Origin of the sequence: Streptomyces sp. NPDC050703 (assembly GCF_040654435.1) — a bacterium.
Lineage (GTDB): Bacteria > Actinomycetota > Actinomycetes > Streptomycetales > Streptomycetaceae > Streptomyces.
Window position 1 is genome coordinate 1 of the sequence record NZ_JBFAHX010000040.1, and the last position, 16,271, is coordinate 16,271.

At 73.0% G+C, this 16,271-nt stretch carries 15 protein-coding genes; 6 read left to right on the forward strand and 9 right to left on the reverse strand.

Annotated features, from left to right (window positions below; genetic code table 11):
- Positions 1–91: 91 nt before the first annotated feature.
- From AB0I16_RS28585 to AB0I16_RS28610, 6 genes are all read right to left on the reverse strand, one after another.
- Positions 92–847, reverse strand: coding sequence for an SDR family oxidoreductase (locus AB0I16_RS28585; RefSeq protein ID WP_363252488.1), 756 nt, complete (start codon positions 845–847; stop codon positions 92–94).
- A 4-nt stretch (positions 848–851) separates the two neighbouring features.
- Positions 852–2,636: a glycoside hydrolase family 15 protein gene (locus AB0I16_RS28590; RefSeq protein ID WP_363252489.1), complete on the reverse strand. Its 1,785-nt coding sequence runs from the start codon at positions 2,634–2,636 to the stop codon at positions 852–854.
- Between the two features lie 116 nt (positions 2,637–2,752).
- Entirely contained in the window at positions 2,753–3,538 is a 786-nt protein-coding gene (locus tag AB0I16_RS28595) for an SURF1 family protein (RefSeq protein WP_363252543.1), read from the reverse strand.
- A 49-nt stretch (positions 3,539–3,587) separates the two neighbouring features.
- Positions 3,588–3,821 (reverse strand): hypothetical protein, encoded by a 234-nt coding sequence (locus AB0I16_RS28600; RefSeq protein ID WP_076686896.1) that lies wholly within the window; start codon positions 3,819–3,821, stop codon positions 3,588–3,590.
- A gap of 102 nt (positions 3,822–3,923) precedes the next feature.
- Complete coding sequence (locus tag AB0I16_RS28605; protein WP_363252491.1) at positions 3,924–4,919, reverse strand: DEDDh family exonuclease; 996 nt, start codon at positions 4,917–4,919, stop codon at positions 3,924–3,926.
- Between the two features lie 31 nt (positions 4,920–4,950).
- Positions 4,951–5,583 (reverse strand): TetR/AcrR family transcriptional regulator, encoded by a 633-nt coding sequence (locus tag AB0I16_RS28610; RefSeq protein ID WP_363252492.1) that lies wholly within the window; start codon positions 5,581–5,583, stop codon positions 4,951–4,953.
- Positions 5,584–5,700: 117 nt separating this feature from the next.
- Here AB0I16_RS28610 and AB0I16_RS28615 point away from each other — a divergent pair, with 117 nt between their 5' ends.
- The 6 genes from AB0I16_RS28615 (at position 5,701) to AB0I16_RS28640 (ending at position 11,714) form a co-directional block, all read left to right on the forward strand.
- The gene (locus tag AB0I16_RS28615) at positions 5,701–6,498 is read left to right on the forward strand and encodes an acetoacetate decarboxylase family protein (RefSeq protein WP_363252493.1); all 798 of its coding nucleotides are present in this window, start codon (positions 5,701–5,703) and stop codon (positions 6,496–6,498) included.
- A 1-nt stretch (position 6,499) separates the two neighbouring features.
- Entirely contained in the window at positions 6,500–7,402 is a 903-nt protein-coding gene (locus AB0I16_RS28620) for an SDR family NAD(P)-dependent oxidoreductase (protein ID WP_363252494.1), read from the forward strand.
- A complete protein-coding gene (locus tag AB0I16_RS28625) occupies positions 7,399–8,697 on the forward strand; it encodes an amidohydrolase family protein (protein WP_363252495.1) in 1,299 nt (432 codons plus the stop codon). Before AB0I16_RS28620 ends, AB0I16_RS28625 begins: the two co-directional genes overlap by 4 nt.
- On the forward strand, positions 8,694–9,932 hold the full coding sequence (locus tag AB0I16_RS28630; protein ID WP_363252496.1) for an amidohydrolase family protein: 1,239 nt from the start codon (positions 8,694–8,696) through the stop codon (positions 9,930–9,932). Before AB0I16_RS28625 ends, AB0I16_RS28630 begins: the two co-directional genes overlap by 4 nt.
- Positions 9,933–10,077: 145 nt before the next feature.
- Positions 10,078–10,986: a sterol desaturase family protein gene (locus tag AB0I16_RS28635; protein ID WP_363252497.1), complete on the forward strand. Its 909-nt coding sequence runs from the start codon at positions 10,078–10,080 to the stop codon at positions 10,984–10,986.
- Complete coding sequence (locus AB0I16_RS28640) at positions 10,983–11,714, forward strand: lysoplasmalogenase (RefSeq protein WP_363252498.1); 732 nt, start codon at positions 10,983–10,985, stop codon at positions 11,712–11,714. The genes AB0I16_RS28635 and AB0I16_RS28640 overlap by 4 nt, the downstream gene beginning before the upstream one ends.
- On the opposite strand, the gene AB0I16_RS28645 is transcribed toward AB0I16_RS28640, so the two are convergent.
- The 3 genes from AB0I16_RS28645 to AB0I16_RS28655 all read right to left on the reverse strand — a co-directional run bounded on the left by AB0I16_RS28645 (position 11,621) and on the right by AB0I16_RS28655 (position 15,960).
- The gene (locus tag AB0I16_RS28645; protein WP_363252544.1) at positions 11,621–12,622 is read right to left on the reverse strand and encodes a CopD family protein; all 1,002 of its coding nucleotides are present in this window, start codon (positions 12,620–12,622) and stop codon (positions 11,621–11,623) included. The genes AB0I16_RS28640 and AB0I16_RS28645 overlap by 94 nt on opposite strands.
- Positions 12,623–12,832: 210 nt before the next feature.
- On the reverse strand, positions 12,833–14,398 hold the full coding sequence (locus tag AB0I16_RS28650) for a S8 family serine peptidase (protein WP_363252499.1): 1,566 nt from the start codon (positions 14,396–14,398) through the stop codon (positions 12,833–12,835).
- Between the two features lie 14 nt (positions 14,399–14,412).
- Positions 14,413–15,960, reverse strand: a complete 1,548-nt coding sequence (locus AB0I16_RS28655) for a S8 family serine peptidase (RefSeq protein ID WP_363252500.1) — start codon at positions 15,958–15,960, stop codon at positions 14,413–14,415.
- Positions 15,961–16,271: the final 311 nt, after the last annotated feature.

A 16,271-nucleotide genomic window follows, 5' to 3' on the forward strand; every position in this document is an offset into this window, starting at 1 on the left:
TCCTCCACACCTACAACCACCACCGCTGCCACACCGCACTCGGCGGCCAGCCGCCCATCAACCGCGTCAACAACCCTGCGGGTCAATACACCTAGAAGCCGCTGCGGGCCCCGCCGTCCACCGGCACCATGATCCCCGTCAGGTACGAGGCCGCGGGCGAGAGCAGGAACGCGGCCGTGCGGCCGAACTCCTCCGGGGTGCCGTAGCGGCGCAGCGGGATGCCCGCCTCGTTGGCGGCGCGGGTCGCCTCCGGGTCGGGGGAGAGGCCGTCCAGCCGGCGCATGCGGTCGGTGGCGATGCGGCCGGGGAGTACGCCGACGACGCGGATGCCGCGTGGGCCGAGCTCGTCGGCGAGGGACTTGGCGAACCCGGCGAGGCCGGGACGCAGGCCGTTGGAGATGGTCAGGCCCGCGATCGGCTCGTACACCGACCCGGAGAGCACGAACCCGATGACGCCGCCCTCGTCCAGCTCCGCCGCGGCGGCGCGGGCGAGCCGCACGGCACCGAGGAAGACCGTCTCGAAGGCGGCCTGCCACTGCTCGTCGGTGTTGTCGGCGGCGAAGCCGGGCGCGGGCCCGCCGACGCTGATCAGTACGCCGTCGAAGCCGCCGAAGTGCTCGCGCGCCGCCGCGACCAGGCGGCCCGCGGCGGCCGGGTCGGCGTTGTCGGCGGCGACGCCCACCGCGTTCGCGCCGAGTTCGGCCGCGGCCTCGGCGACGGTCTTCTCGTCGCGCCCGGTGACGACGACCTTCGCGCCGTCGGCGACGAGCTGACGCGCGGTGGCGTTGCCGAGGCCGCGGGTGGCGCCGGTGACCACGTAGACACGGTTTTCCAGTCCAAGATCCATGCGCCTAGTCTCGCTCGTCCGCGCCGTAGAGCGCGAGGGCGGTGTTCACCAGGCCGATGTGGCTGAACGCCTGCGGGAAGTTGCCGAGCTGGCGGCCGCTCACCGGGTCGTACTCCTCCGCGAGCAGGCCCACGTCGTTGCAGAGCCCCACCAGGCGTTCGAACAGCGCGCGCGCCTCCTCCGTGCGCCCCGTCAGGTGCAGGGCGTCCGCGAGCCAGAAGGAGCAGACGAGGAAGGTGCCCTCCTCGCCGGGCAGGCCGTCGACCGTGTTCCCCGCCGCGGTGTAGCGCAGCATCAGGCCGTGGTGGTCGAGCTCGGCGCGGACCGCGTCGACGGTGCCGATGACGCGCGGGTCGTCGGGGGGCAGGAAACCCGTACGGGGGATGAGCAGCAGCGAGGCGTCCAGTTCGGCGGAGCCGTAGTACTGGGTGAAGGTGTTGCGCTCGGCGTCGTAGCCGCGCTCGCAGACCTCGTGGTGGATCTCGTCGCGCAGCTTGCGCCAGCACTCGACGTCGCCGCGGAGGTCCGGCTGCTCCTCCAGGGTGCGCACCGCGCGGTCCGCGGCGACCCACGCCATCACCTTGGAGTGCACGAAGTGCCGGTCGGGGCCCCGCATCTCCCACAGTCCCTTGTCCGGCTCGCGCCACTTCTCGCGCAGGAATTCGAGCAGGCTGAGCTGGAGGTTCCACGCGTGCGGGCGGCTGTGCAGGCCCGCCTTGCGCGCCAGGAACAGAGAGTCGGCGACCTCGCCGTACACGTCGAGCTGGAGCTGGTCCACGGCCTGGTTGCCGACGTGCACCGGACGCGAGCCCTCGTAGCCAGGCAGCCAGTCGACCTCGTACTCGGGCAGCCGCCGCTCCCCGGCGAGGCCGTACACGATCTGCAGGTCGTCGGCGTTGCCCGCGACCGCGCGGAGCAGCCAGTCGCGCCATGCCTCGGCCTCCTCCAGGTAGCCGGCGGCCACCAGGGCGTTCAGCGTGAGGGTGGAGTCGCGCAGCCAGCAGTAGCGGTAGTCCCAGTTCCGTACGCCGCCGATCTCCTCGGGCAGGGAGGTGGTGGGGGCGGCCACGATGCCGCCGGTGGGCGCGTAGGTGAGGGCCTTGAGGGTGATCAGGGAGCGGACGACGGTGTCGCGGTGCGGTCCCTCGTAGTGGCAGCGGTCGGCCCAGGCGCGCCAGTCCGCGAGGCTGTGCTCCAGCGCCTCGTAGGGGTCGACCAGTGGCGGGCGCGGTTCGTGGGAGGGGTGCCAGGTGAGGATGAACGCCACCTTCTCGCCCTCCTCGACGGTGAACTCGGAGTGGGTGCCGTAGGCGTGGCCCCAGGTGCGCACCGCGGGCTCGCTGCGCAGCCAGACGGAGTCGGGGCCCGCGACGGCGACGCGGTGGCCGTCCACCTGGCGCATCCACGGCACGACCGAGCCGTAGTCGAAGCGGAGCCGGAGCGTGCTGCGGACGGTGACGCTGCCCCTGAGGCCCTCGACGACGCGTACGACGTCGGGGGCGCGGTCACGCTGCGGCATGAAGTCCGTCACGCGGACGGAGCCGTCATCGGTGTCCCACTCGGAGTCGAGGACGAGGGAGTCGGGCCGGTAGGCGCGGCGGGTGCAGGACCCCGCGTCCTTCGGGGCGATGCGCCAGTGGCCGTTCTCCTCGTCGCCGAGCAGGGCGGCGAAGCAGGCGGCGGAGTCGAAGCGGGGCAGACACAACCAGTCCAGCGAGCCGTCACTGCCGACGAGGGCGGCGGTCTGGTGGTCGCCGATGAGCGCGAGGTCTTCAATGGGGCGAGACACGCAGAACGCGTTCCCGCGAGTCGGCTCCCCCAATCGGCGGGCCGGGACAAACGGTTCCGGCCTGCCGCTTCAGCCGTCCGCGGGTGGCCGGATGGCCGGCTTCCCGCGTCGTCGGCTCAGACCGCCGCGGGCGTCGGCTCCCGCCCGGCGGCCGCCGCGTCCGCGCGGTCGCGGCGCTCCCTGCGGACCAGGACGACCCAGCCCACCGGGACACCGGCGGCGAACAGCCACCACTGGACCGCGTACGCCATGTGGGCGCCGATGCTGCTGTGGTCGGGCTCGCCGATCAGCTCGGGGGTGTCGCCGGCGGGCTCGGGCGAGGTCTGCTCGACGTATCCGCCGAGGACCTCCTTGCCGAGGCTGTGGGCCTGCTGGCCGCTGCTGATCAGCATGATCTGACGGTCGGGCAGCCCGCGCACGTCCTTGATGCCGCTCGCCGCGGACGTCTCGTCGGCCATCAGGCGGCCGGTGACGACGGTCCTGCCCCGGGGCGGCGCGGGGATCTTCGGGAAGGCGGTCTGCGGGCCGTCGGCGGGAATCCAGCCGCGGTTGACGAGCAGGACCTTGCCGTCGTCGAGGACGAAGGGGGTCAGGACGTGGAAACCGACCTTGTCGTCGGAGTTCGTGCGGCGCCGCACGACGACCTCGTGCTCCGTGTCGAACCTGCCCTCGGCGCTCACCCTGCGGTACAGATCCGTCCTGGGCACCTCGTGCCCGGGGGAGGTGATCTCCTCGGCCGGGACCGGGTGGGCGGAGAGCGCCTCGGAGATCCGCTGGTTCTGCGCGACGCGGTGCTCGTGCCGGTGCAGCTGCCAGAAGCCCAGCTCGACCATCACGGGGATGAGAACGAGGGCGATGAGGGTGAGGATCACCCACTGCCGGGACAACAGGAAGCGGTACACCCCACGACCGTACAACTCGGTCATGGGGTGTCCGGAGGTGGGGTCGGGGTCAGACCTTGTCGATGATGCCCACCCGGCCCTCCGCGCGTGAGCAGTGGGCGCCGCAGTACCAGTGCCCGTCGACCTCGACGCCCTGGCCGATGATCCGGCACCGGCAGTGCTCGCAGATGGGCGCCATGCGGTGGATGGCGCAGGAGAAGCAGTCGAAGACGTGCACCGCGCCCTGCGCGTGCACCTCGAAGGACATGCCGTAGTCGTTTCCGCAGACCTCGCAACGTGCCATGCGCCACAGCGTGGGACGCCGCGGCGGTGCGGGGCGAGCCGTCGGCGGGCGAGTCGCCCGCCAATCACCCGTCTGACGGTCGCCGCGCCGCCGGCCGGCCCTTCATCCCTCCGAGGCGGGCGCCACGTCGGGGAGGAGCTGGCCGAAGGCGGCCTCGTCGATCACCGGGGTGCCGAACGCGCGCGCCTTGACCGTCTTGGAGGTGCCCGATTCCGGGTCGTTCGTGACGAGCAGGCTGGTCAGGCGCGACACGCTCGTGGCGATGTGCAGGCCCGCCTCGACCGCCCGGTCCTCAAGGAGGTCGCGCTCGATGGACGTGTCACCGGAGAACGCGATCCGCATGCCCTGCTTGAGCGGTTTGCCCGGTTCGTAACGCCCCGGGTTCGGATACGGGCACGGCGGGCGCTTGCGCGAGGGGCGCCAACTCGCGGGCCGGTACGCGGCGGAGGGCGCGGACCCCGTCGACTGGCGCACGACCCGGGGCGGGCCGTCGGACCACTCGGTGAGCGGACGGCACTCCAGGAGCGGCAGCCGGACATTGCCGCCGGCGGCCGCGAGGAGGCTCGGGCGGAACGCCTCGGCGAGGACGCGCGCGTCGTCGAGCGCGTTGTGCGCGTGGCGCTGCTCGACGCCGAAGTGCGCGGCCAGCGACTCCAGCTTGTGGTTGGGCAGCGGCAGCGCGAGCTCCTTGGAGAGCGCGATGGTGCACAGCCGCTGCCGCACGGGGGCGGTGCGCTCCGCGCGTGCGTACTCCCTGGCGATCATCGACCAGTCGAAGACGGCGTTGTGCGCGACCAGGACGCGGCCGTCGAGGCGGCTCGCGAACTCCTCGGCGATGTCCCCGAACAGGGGCGCGTCCGCGAGCACCTCGGAGGTGAGGCCGTGGATCCAGACGGGGCCCGGGTCGCGCTGGGGGTTGACCAGGGTGTACCAGTGGTCCTCGATCTCGCCCCTGGCGTCCACGCGGTAGACCGCGGCCGACACTATGCGGTCGTCGCGGGCCAGGCCGGTGGTCTCGACGTCGACGACCGCGTACCCCGTTGGATACGCGGCCGGCCAGGGGGCGGCGGACGCTGCGGTCGTGCGGTCTTCGAGCATGGTCCATGAGGATACGGGCCGCGACTGACAGTCAGCTCCCCGGTCCGACGAGCCCGGTCACCAGAGCCGTGACGGAGGTGGTGAAGAGCGCCTCCTGGTCGAGCGGTGCGGCGAGGGCGCGGGCGAGCGCGCCGTCCCGCTCCGCCGCCTCCGCCGTCCACAGCTCCTCCTCCCCGGGGCGCTGGACGGGGGCGCGTTCACGGTTGCGCTCGACCAGGACGTGGCCGACGACGTGCACCTGGACGGCGCGCACGGCGTCGGCGGCCCGGACGCCGCGCAGCCCCGCCCCGTGCACCTCGTGCACCAGGGCGCGCTGGGCGGGCAGGAACATCCGTTCGGTGAGCCCGCGTTCGTGGACCATCGCCACCAGGTGCGGGCGGTCGAGAAGCAGCCGGCGCAGCGCGCTGGCCACGGAGACGATCCGCCGGGCGGGCGTGCGGCCGGTGGGGCGGATCTCGCCGAGGTCGGCCAGCGTGCGCTCGACCAGGGCGTCGAGGAGGGACTCGCGGTTGCCCACGTGCCAGTAGATCGAGGTGACGGCGGTGCCCAGCTCGGCGGCGAGACCGCGCATCGTCAGGGCCCGCGGACCGTGCCGCTTCACCAGGCCCTCGGCCGCGGCGAGCACGTCGTCACGGTCCAGCGTGCGCGTCTCTTTCCCCTTCACGGCTCCTGTTGTAACTGTGTTACAGGCGCCTGGCAAGCCTTGGCGACCCCGCACGCCGCAATACCCGCAAGTCCCGGTCGCGGGCCTCCGGTCCGCGCTGACGAAGGGCGGCACGACATGGCACGCGTACGGTACGGGGCGCGCGACGAGGCGGAGACCGCCGCCGCGCGCACCGCGGCTTCGAGGCTCCCCGACATCTGGTCCACGGGCGTGGTCGCTCTCTGGGAGAGCGACCCCGACGCGGTCGCGGCCGTGCTGCCGCCGCCGCTGAAGCCCACGGGGCGGCCCCTCGTGCGGGCCGCCGTCAGCAAGGTGGACCTGCCCGGCTATCCGCTCGGCGCGGGCTCCGTGGCCGTCGCCGCCGAGCACGGGGGAGTGCGGGGCTGGTATCCGCTGGTGATGCCGATGACCCACGAGCGCGCCCTGACCGGGGGCCGCGAGGTCTTCGGGGAGCCGAAGAAGCTCGGTGAGGTGGAGGTCGAACGCGCGGGCCCGGTCGTGCGCGCCTCGCTGGCGCGGCACGGCATCGCGTTCGTGGAGGTGCGCGGCGCGGTCGACGGCGCCCTGCCGCTCCCCGAGCCGACGGCCAGGACCGACTTCTACTTCAAGTTCCTGCCCGCGGTGGACGGTTCGGGCTTCGACAGCGACCCGGTGCTCGTGCACTGCGTACGGAACGAGAAGGTCCGCAAGCTGGAGAGCGTCACCGGGGACGTCGTCCTGCGCGAGTCGGTGTACGACCCCGTGGCCGATCTGCCGGTGCGCGCGCTCGTCGGGATCACCATCGGCGAGAAGACCACCGGCCAGCGGGGCCGCGTCGTCGAGCGCGTCGACGCGCGGGCCCTGCTGCCCTACGTCCACCAGCGCTACGACGACCCCGCGCAGATCCTCGACGGCCCGCCGGAGGGGAGCGTCTGAGATGGAGCTGCGCGAAGGGCAGGTCGCCGTCGTCACGGGCGCGGCGAGCGGCGTCGGCCTCGCCATGGCCCGCCGGTTCGCCGCCGACGGCCTCACGGTCGTCCTCGCCGACGTCGAGGAGGGCGCCCTGGAGAAGGCCGCCGCGGGTCTGCGCGCCGACGGGGCCGCCGTGCACGCGCGCGTGGTCGACGTCGGACGGCGCGAAGAGGTCGTCGCCCTGGCCGACGACACGTACGACAGGTTCGGCGCCGTCCACGTGCTCTGCAACAACGCGGGGGTCGGATCGGGTGCCGAGGGCCGCATGTGGGAGCACGAGCCGAACGACTGGAAGTGGGCGTTCGCGGTCAACGTCTGGGGCGTCTTCCACGGCATCCAGGCCTTCGTGCCCCGGATGATCGCGGGCGGCGGGCCGGGGCACGTCGTCAACACCTCCTCCGGCGACGGCGGCATCGCGCCGCTGCCCACCGCCTCCGTGTACGCGGTCACCAAGGCGGCCGTGGTGACGATGACCGAGTCGCTGTACGCCCAGCTGAGGGCGGAGCACGCGCGCGTGGGCGCCTCCGTGCTCTTCCCCGGCCCCCACATGCTGCGCACCGGCCTGTGGGAGTCGCACCGCAACCGGCCCGAGCGGTACGCCAAGTCCCGCCCCCGCAGGACCCCTTACCGCAGCCTCGGCCAGTGGGAGGCCGCGATGCGGGAGGCGGGCGAGGAGGTCCGCTTCACACCCGTAGAGGAGGTCGCGGACTTCGTGGCGGAGGGCATTGCGGCCGGCCGCTTCTGGCTGCTGCCGGCGAGCGAGCACAGCGACCGGCAGATCAGGGCGAGGGCGCGGTCGATGCTGGACCGCGCCGACCCGGCGTACCTGGAGAGCTTCATCCTGGACCGAACGGAGCGCCACCCATGAGCGACGACGGCAAGGGGCACCAGGACCCGTACCTGGTCATCTCCTCCGACTGCCACGCCGGACTGCCCACCGAGGAGTACCGGCCCTACCTCGAAGGGCGCTTCCACCGCGCCTTCGACGGCTTCCTCGGTGAGCGCGGCGCCCGCCGCGAGGAGGCGACCCGGCTCGGCATCCGCAACGACGCGTTCGCCGACAAGTGGTTCAAGGACCACGAGGAGGGTCTGCGCGGCGGCTGGGAGACCGCGCGGCGCCTGAAGGAACTGGACGGCGACGGGGTGGCCGCCGAGGTCGTCTTCCCCGACGCGGACGCCGTGGACAGCCGCACGGCCGCGCCCTTCGGCGTGGGCCTCGGACTCTCCGGCGACCAGGACCCCGAACTCGGCATGGCGGGCGCGCGGGCGCACAACCGCTGGCTCGCGGAGTTCGTGTCCGAGCGTCCCGAACGGCACTGCGGCGTCGCCCTGCTGCCGGTCACCGGAGAGGTGGCCCGCGTCGTCGCCGAGATCCACCGGGCCAAGGAGTCGGGGCTCGGCGCCTTGATGATCCCCTCCATGTGGGTCGACAAGGCGCCCTACCACGACCGGCGTTACGACCCGGTGTGGGCTGCGGCGGCCGAGTGCGCGATGCCCGTGCTCACGCACTCCGGGGCGGCACCCCGGCACGAGTACGGGGACCACCTCGGGATCTACGTCTCCGAAGTGACCTGGTGGCCCGCGCGGCCGCTGTGGTTCCTGCTCTGGTCGGGCGTCTTCGAACGCCACCCGGGGCTGAGGTTCGGTGTCGCGGAGTCCGGCTGCTGGTGGCTGCCGAACCTGCTGTGGTTCATGGACCGCCTCTACCTGGGCGCGCACGGCGGCAAGAAGCTCTCCCCGTTCGCGGAGCTGAAGCGGCCCCCGCACGAGTACCTGGACCGGCAGGTCTTCGTCTGCGCCACCAACACCAAGCGGCGCGAGCTGGCCCAGCGGTACGAGATCGGCGTCGACAACATCCTCTGGGGCAGCGACTTCCCGCACCCCGAGGGCACGTGGCCCGACACGCGCGCGTGGCTGCGGAAGACCTTCCACGACATCCCCGTGGCGGAGACCCGCCGCATGCTCGGCCTCGCGGCGGCCGAGGTCTTCGGCTTCGACACCGGAAGGCTCGCACCGCTGGCCGCCCGCATCGGCCCCACGCCCGCCGACCTCGGGCAGGACCCCGACCAGACGGCCGTGGCGGCGTCCTGGGCGCGCTCGCGCGAGACGGGCCGCCACTGGCTGACCGGCCACGACTTCCCCGTGCTCGGGGCGGACTCATGACCGGGGACCGCTACACCGTCATCTCCGCCGACTGCCACGCGGGAGCCGACCTCCTGGACTACCGGCCCTACCTGGAGTCCCGCCACCACGACGCCTTCGACGCCTGGGCGGCCACCTACGTCAATCCCTACGAGGACCTGCTCGCCGACACCGCCGACCGCAACTGGAACTCGGAGCGCCGCATCGCCGACCTGGAGGCGGACGGCATCGTCGCCGAGGTCGTCTTCCCCAACACGATCCCGCCCTTCTTCCCCTCCGCCTCGCTGATGGCACCGGCCCCCACCCGCGAGGAGTACGAGCGGCGCCGGGCGGGGCTGCGCGCCCACAACCGCTGGCTCGCCGACTTCTGCGCCGCCGCGCCGGGCCGCAGGGCGGGCGTCTTCCAGATCCTGCTCAACGACGTGGAAGAGGCGGTCGGCGAGATACGCCGCTCGGTGGACGCGGGCCTCACGGGCGGCGTCCTGCTGCCGGGCACTCCGCCGGGTTCCGGTCTGCCGGAGCTGTACTCGTCGGCGTACGACCCGATCTGGGCGGTCTGCGCGGAGCTGGGCGTCCCGGTCAACCACCACGCGGGTTCCGCGTCGCCGCCGCTGGGCGACGAGCCCGCCGCGCGGGCGGTGTTCATGGTCGAGACGACGTGGTTCTCGCACCGGGCGCTGTGGCACCTCGTCTTCGGCGGCGCCTTCCGCCGCCACCCGGAGCTGCGGCTCGTCCTCACCGAGCAGGGCTCCGGGTGGATACCGGCGGTGCTCGACATGCTGGACTACTACCACGCCCGGCTGGTGGCGGCGGCCAGGAGCAGGGGGGCCGCGGAGACGGCCGAGTCGAAGTTCGGCGCGGGCCTCGCCGAGGCCATGGGCAAGGGCCCCTCCGAGGTGTGGCGCGAGAACTGCTTCGTGGGCGCCAGCTTCATGCGCCCCCACGAGGCGGCCCTGCGCGACCGCATCGGCCTCGACAAGATCATGTGGGGCAGCGACTACCCGCACGACGAGGGCACCCACCCGTACTCCCGCGAGGGACTGCGCGCCGCCTACGCGGGCCTGCCGAGGGACGAGATCGCCGCCATGGCCGGCGGCAACGCGGCCCGCGTCTACGGCTTCGACCTGGACCGTCTCGGAACGATCGCCGCGCGCGTGGGCCCCACGGTGAGCGAACTGGACGAACCCCTCAAGGAGCCCCCCGCCGACGCGACGAGCCCGGTCTTCGCGCCGGGCGGGGCGGTACGCGTCTGGTGAGCGACGGCTCCCGCGCCAGAGGTCCCGCCCCGGTGTTCGGGGCGGGACCTTTGGCAGGGATCGCCAACATCCCTCCCGTACCGACGGTAATACTTGTCGGTAACAACCCCTAGCCGCGAGCCACCGGCCGTTCTACGGTGCACGCATGTCCCCGAACCTGCCCGATGTCGTGCTGTGGTCCATCCCGGCCTTCGTGCTGCTCACCGTCGTCGAGATCGTGAGCCACCGAATCCATCCCGCCGCCGACGGGACCGCCGCGGGGTACGAGGCCAAGGACGCCGCCACCAGCGTCACCATGGGCCTGGGCAGCCTCGTCTTCGACTTCCTCTGGAAGATCCCGATCGTCGCCGTCTACACCGCGGTGTACGCGCTGACGCCGCTGCGCGTGCCCGTCCTGTGGTGGACGGTCCCGCTGATGCTGCTCGCACAGGACTTCTTCTACTACTGGTCGCACCGGGGCCACCACGTGATCCGCATCCTCTGGGCCTGCCACGTGGTGCACCACTCCAGCCGCAAGTTCAACCTCACCACCGCCCTGCGCCAGCCCTGGACCAGCCTCACCGTGTGGCCGTTCTACCTGCCGCTCATCGCCTGCGGCGTCCACCCGGCGGCGCTCGCCTTCTGCTCGTCCGCCAACCTCGTCTACCAGTTCTGGATTCACACCGAGCGCATCGGCAGGCTGCCGCGCCCCTTCGAGTACGTCTTCAACACGCCCTCGCACCACCGCGTCCACCACGCCTCGCAGGGCGGCTACCTGGACCGCAACTTCGGCGGCATCCTGATCATCTGGGACCGCGTGTTCGGCTCCTGGGTCGCCGAGACCGACCGGCCCGTGTACGGCCTGACGAAGAACATCGAGACGTACAACCCGCTGCGCGTCGCCACGCACGAGTACGCCGCCATCGCCAGGGACCTGAAGGCGGCCTCCGGTTGGCGCGAGCGTGCGGGACGGCTCTTCCGGGGCCCCGGCTGGCAACCGGGTGCGAACGCGGTGCCACCGGCCCCCGAAGCGCCCGGCGAGAGCCCCGCGCCGATGGCGGAGCGGGTCGCGTGACGCGACGACGGCGGCCCTCGCCGCGGCTGCTCGCGGGCGCCTTCGGCCTCGCCGCGCTCGGCGACCTCTGCGCGCTCCTCGCGGGCTCCGACGCCGCCCACGCCGTCCTCAAGCCCCTGCTCATGCCGCTCCTCGCCGCGTACGTGCTGACGCGGCGCGGGCCGCGGCTGCTCCTCGCCGCGCTGCTCTTCGGCTGGGGCGGCGACACGCTGCTGCTCCTCGACGCCGACGCCGCCTTCCTCGCCGGGATGGCCTCCTTCGCCGTCGGGCACGTCTGCTACCTCGTGCTGTTCAGGAGGTACGGGAGCGCGAACGGCGCCTCACGCGCGCGGGGGACCGCACTCGTGGCCGCGTACGCCCTCGCGCTCGTCGTCACCGTGGCGCTGCTCTGGCCCGGCCTGCCCGCCGGCCTGCGGGGCCCCGTCGCGGGCTACAGCCTGCTGCTCACCGCCATGGCCCTTTGCGCCACCACGCTGGGCCCCGTGGCGGCGGCCGGCGGTGCGCTGTTCCTGGTGTCGGACACGCTGATCGCGACCGGCGTCGCGGACTGGCCGCAGCTGCCGCGCCCCGACTTCGCGATCATGCTCACCTATCTGGCGGCGCAGGCCCTGCTGGCCCGGGGCGTACTCGCGGCTCACCAGCGGATCGGCACCGGCACCGCGGTGAGCAGCGCGGACAGCGCCACGACGACGCCGAGCGCGATCACCTCGCCCCGCGCCGGCGCGTAGGCCGACGCCCGGTCGGGCGAGCGGCGCAGCCGGCGGCGGGCGAGGACCGCGAGTACGGCGACGACGGCCACCAGGAGGATCTTGGCGAGCAGCGCCCGGCCGTAGGCCGTCCCGGTGAGCTGGTCGGCGACCGTGCTCGGCGGCATCCTGCGCAGCGTGCTGCACGTCCCGGTCACCGTGATCGCGGCGAACAGGACGGCGGCCACGCGCGCGTAGAGGCCGAGTACGGCGACGCCCGCCTCCGGATGGGTCACCCGCCAGCGCCGCAGCAGCCGCAGGACGGCGAGCAGACCGCCGGCCCACAGCGCCCCGCACGTCAGGTGCACCAGCGTCAGCCCGCTGCCGACCAGCGCGGAGTCCTCCACCGGCGGGTGGGCCCGCAGCGCCTCCGCGGCGACGATCGCGGCCAGCGGGAGCGCGGCCGTCCACGGGCGCCGGGTGCGGGCGCACAGGGCCGCCGCGATGAAGGCGTTGACCTCCACCAGGGCGAGCCTGCCGTCCCGGGTGTCGTAGAGGCGACCGATGTCCAGGTCGGCCAGCTCCCGCGGTACGAGATTGCCGTTCGCCACGATGGCGGCGAGCCCCAGCGCCGCGGCGCACCCGGCCCACGCCGCGTACGGGCCCCACGCGCGCGGCAGCCCGTTGAGCGGCGCCCCGGGGACGCGCCGGGCGAGCCGCCCCGCGAACACCTCGCCCGTCTGCACGCACAGGGCGGCGAAGAGCACCGTCCGCAGGAACGTGATGCCGCCCGTGCCCGGCGCCTGCGCCTCGCCGGTGCCGCGCAGCGCGGCCGAGGGGCCGAGCAGCGGGATCAGCGCGGCGACGGCCACCAGGACGAGCACGGCGACCGTGCGCCCCACGGGCGGGCGGCGGCGCGGCGCGCGGTGCGGGACGGGGACGGCCGTCATACCGGCGGCGGCTTGGCCACCGGGCTCGGCGGTCGGTTCTGTCGGGCTCACCACAAGATCTTCACCAGGCGCGCACCGGCGGGCAAGTCCAGGGGTACAAGCGGTGCAATACCGTTCCGATCGGACGCCCGCGCTCGACCTCGACGAGCGGTGACGGCAGCGGAGGGGCCGGGCGGTCGCGCCGCCCGGCCCCTCGTCACACGGGTGCCGCTACTTGCGCACGGCGTCCAGCGCGTCAACCATCCCGACGCCGTAGAAGCCGTTCTTGTCCTTGCCGCCCTCGCAGACTGCGTCGACCTTGCCGTCGCCGTCGATGTCGTACGGGTCGGTGCACGCGATCGCGTCGGCCTGGCGGCTCAGCAGCGCCTTGATGCGGGCCGGCGATGCGTGCGGGTGCGTCGACTTCAGCAGGGCGGCGACGCCCGCGGCGTGCGGGGACGCCATCGACGTACCGCCCTTGTAGCCGAACCTGCCGCCCGGCAGCGTCGACAGGATCCTGCCGTCCACGGCCGGCGGGTTCGGCGCCTGGTACTTCGTGGAGTCGCCGCCGGGGGCCGTGACGTCGATGACGCCCAGGCCGTAGTTGGAGTACGACGCCTTGATGCCCTTGGCGCCGGTGGCCGAGACCGTGACGACGCCGGGGAGCTGCGACGGCAGGTCGAAGCAGTCCTCGGTCCTGATGGTCCGCGGCACCGGCGTGGTGTCGTCCGGGCTGGAGTCGTCCAGGATCTCCTCCTGGGCGAGGTCGGTCCTGGCGTTGCCGGCCGCCGCGACGTTCACCGCGCCCTTGCGCTCCGCGTACCTGGTGGCCCTGCCCACCGCGTCGACCAGTGCCTTCTGGTCGGGGTCCGTGGTGCAGTTGAACAGCCACGGGTCGGTGTAGTAGCTGCTGTTGGTGACATCGACGCCGTGGTCGGCCGCCCACATGAAGCCGCAGACGACGGCCTCCGTGTAGTACATGCCGGTCGCGGGCTCCGCCACCTTCAGGCTCGCCACCTTCACGCCGGGCGCCACGCCCGTGATGCCGGTGCCGTTCTTCGCGGCGGCGATCGTGCCCGCCACGTGCATGCCGTGGTCGCTCTCCCCGGCCACCGGACGCCACGCGTCACCCTTCTGGACGGGCACGCCGCCCAGGCAGCTCGCCGACGCCCGGCGGTCGAAGTTGGGCGCGATGTCGGGGTGCGTGTCGTCGACCCCGGAGTCGAGCACGCCGACCGTGACGTGGCGGCTGCCCAGCGAGATCTTGTGCGCCTTGTCCGCCTTCATGGCGGGCAGGTCCCACTGGAGCGGTTCCATCTCGTCCTGGCCCGCCGACGCCTTGCCCGCCGCGGCCTTCGCCTCGGCGGCGGTCAGCGGACGCTCGGACTCCAGGGCGTCGTCGGACTGCGCGAAGAGCGGGGCGGTGCGGGTCGCGCCCGCCGACGTCACGCCGCGAGCCTTGCGGATCGTCTTCGCGAAGTCCGCGTTCACCGAGTGGACGACGATGACGCCGATCCTGTCGTACGCGATGACGACCTTGCCGCCCGCCTTGGCGATGGCCCGCTCGGCGAACTTGGCGGACCCCTTGCCGGGACGGACGTTGACCACGTAGCTCATCGACTCCGCGCCGGCGGAGGCCGTGGCCGCCGGGGCCGGGGCGTCCGGCGGCGCGGCGGGCCGCGCCGAGGCGGTGCCCGGCAGGAAGGCGACGGCGGAGGCCACCGCCAGGCCGAGGGGCAGGGCGAGCGCCTTGCGCGAGCGCGGCAGGGCGGCGGTCCTGCTGTGGGACTCGTTCACGTTCTCTTCCCCCGTCACTTCTTCTTCACGGCGTCGAGCGCGTCGACCAGGCCGGCGCCGTAGAAGCCGTTCTCGTTCCTGCCACCGCTCTCGCAGACCGCGTCGGCGTCGCCGTCACCGTCCGGGTCGTACGGCGCGGCCGGGCACTCCAGGCGGTCGGCCTGGGCCTTGAGCAGCCGCCGCAGCTCGGCGGGGCCCGCCTTGGGGTGCGTGGACTTCAGCAGCGCGGCGACGCCCGAGGCGTGCGGCGCGGCCATCGACGTACCGCGCAGCCAGCCGTACCCGCCGCCCGGCAGCGTGGAGAGGATGTTGCCGTTCTTCAGCGGGGTGTCGGTCGGCAGCTGGTACTTGTCGCCGCCGGGGGCCGTCACGTCGACGACGCCCTTGCCGTAACTGGAGTACGACGACTTCAGGTTCCGCACGCCCGTCGCGCTGGTGGTGACGACGCCCGGGAGCTGGGTGGGCACGTCGAGGCACTCGCTGGGGTCGATCGTGCGGGGCACCGGGGTGGAGTCGTCCGGGCTTGAGTCGTCCAGGATCGCGTCGGAGGCGAGGTCGTGGTTGGAGTTGCCCGCGGAGGCGACGTTGAGGATGCCCTTCCGCTGGGCGTACAGCTGGGCGCGGTTGACCGCGTCGAGGATCGCCCTCTGGTCGGGGTCGTCCTTGCAGTTGTACAGCCACGGGTCCACGTAGTAGCTGTTGTTGGTGATCTCGACGCCGTGCTCGGCGGCGAACACGAAGGCGCAGACGACGTTCTCGGGGTAGAACAGCTCGTCGACCGGGTCGGCCACCTTGATGCCCGCGATCTTCACGCCGGGCGCCACGCCCGCCACGCCGACGCCGTTGCGCGCGGCGCCGATCTCACCGGCGACGTGGGTGCCGTGGTAGTGGTCCTTGTTCTCCGGGCGCCAGGCTCCGGCGGAGGTGTCCGCCTTGCCGCCGACACAACTCGCGGACTGCGAGGCGGAGAAGTTCGGGGCGAGGTCGGGGTGGGTGTCGTCGACGCCGGTGTCGATCACGGCGACGGTCACCTTCTTGCTGCCCGGGTTGATCTTCGCCGCCTTGTCGGCGCCGATCGCCCGCAGGTCCCACTGGTCGGCCTCCATCGGCTCGGCGCCCGGGGCGGCCCTCCGCTCCAGGGCCTTGGCGTCGGCCTTGGAGAGCGGCTGCGCCTTGCCGTCGTCGGTGGTGCCCGCAGCCCGCAGCGGCGCCGTGTGCGTGGCGCCCGCCGACCGGACGCCGCGCACCTTCCGTATCCGCTCGCCGAAGGCGGCGTCCGACGAGTGGACGACGATGACGCCGATCTTCTCGTGCGTGACGACGACGGAACCGCCGGCCCTGGATATCGCGCGCTTCACGTACGCGACGGTCTCGCGGTCCGCGCGCGTGTTGACGACGTACGCGAAGACGGGGGCGTCCTCCGCGGGCTTCGCCGACACGGCGGAAGGGGCGTCGCCCGGGGCCGCCGACGCGGCGCCGGGCACGAAGCCCACCGAGGCGGCGAGTGCGACGCCGAGGGGCACGATCAGCGCCGCGCGACGTCTGGAACGCAGATGAGCCATGGGATCTCCACATCATCCGGAGAGGGGCCGTACGCGGAGTCGCATACGGAAACTGCCCGAACACAGACGGCGCTCGGGCAGGTACATGACGGGTCGTTCAGGGTGAAGCTAACCCCGAAACTCCCAGGCCATCAATGACCAGTCGAAGAAACCGCGGAGTTCGACCACGTCGCCCACGGCGTGAAGACGTTGAGCAGACAACAGAAGCAACATCAACCCCCTGTCGGATCACGTCCCATGGCCTTAGCATCGCCAACCGTGGCTCACGTGATCCGCGTCACGCCGGAATGTGAGACGCGCACAAGCCGATG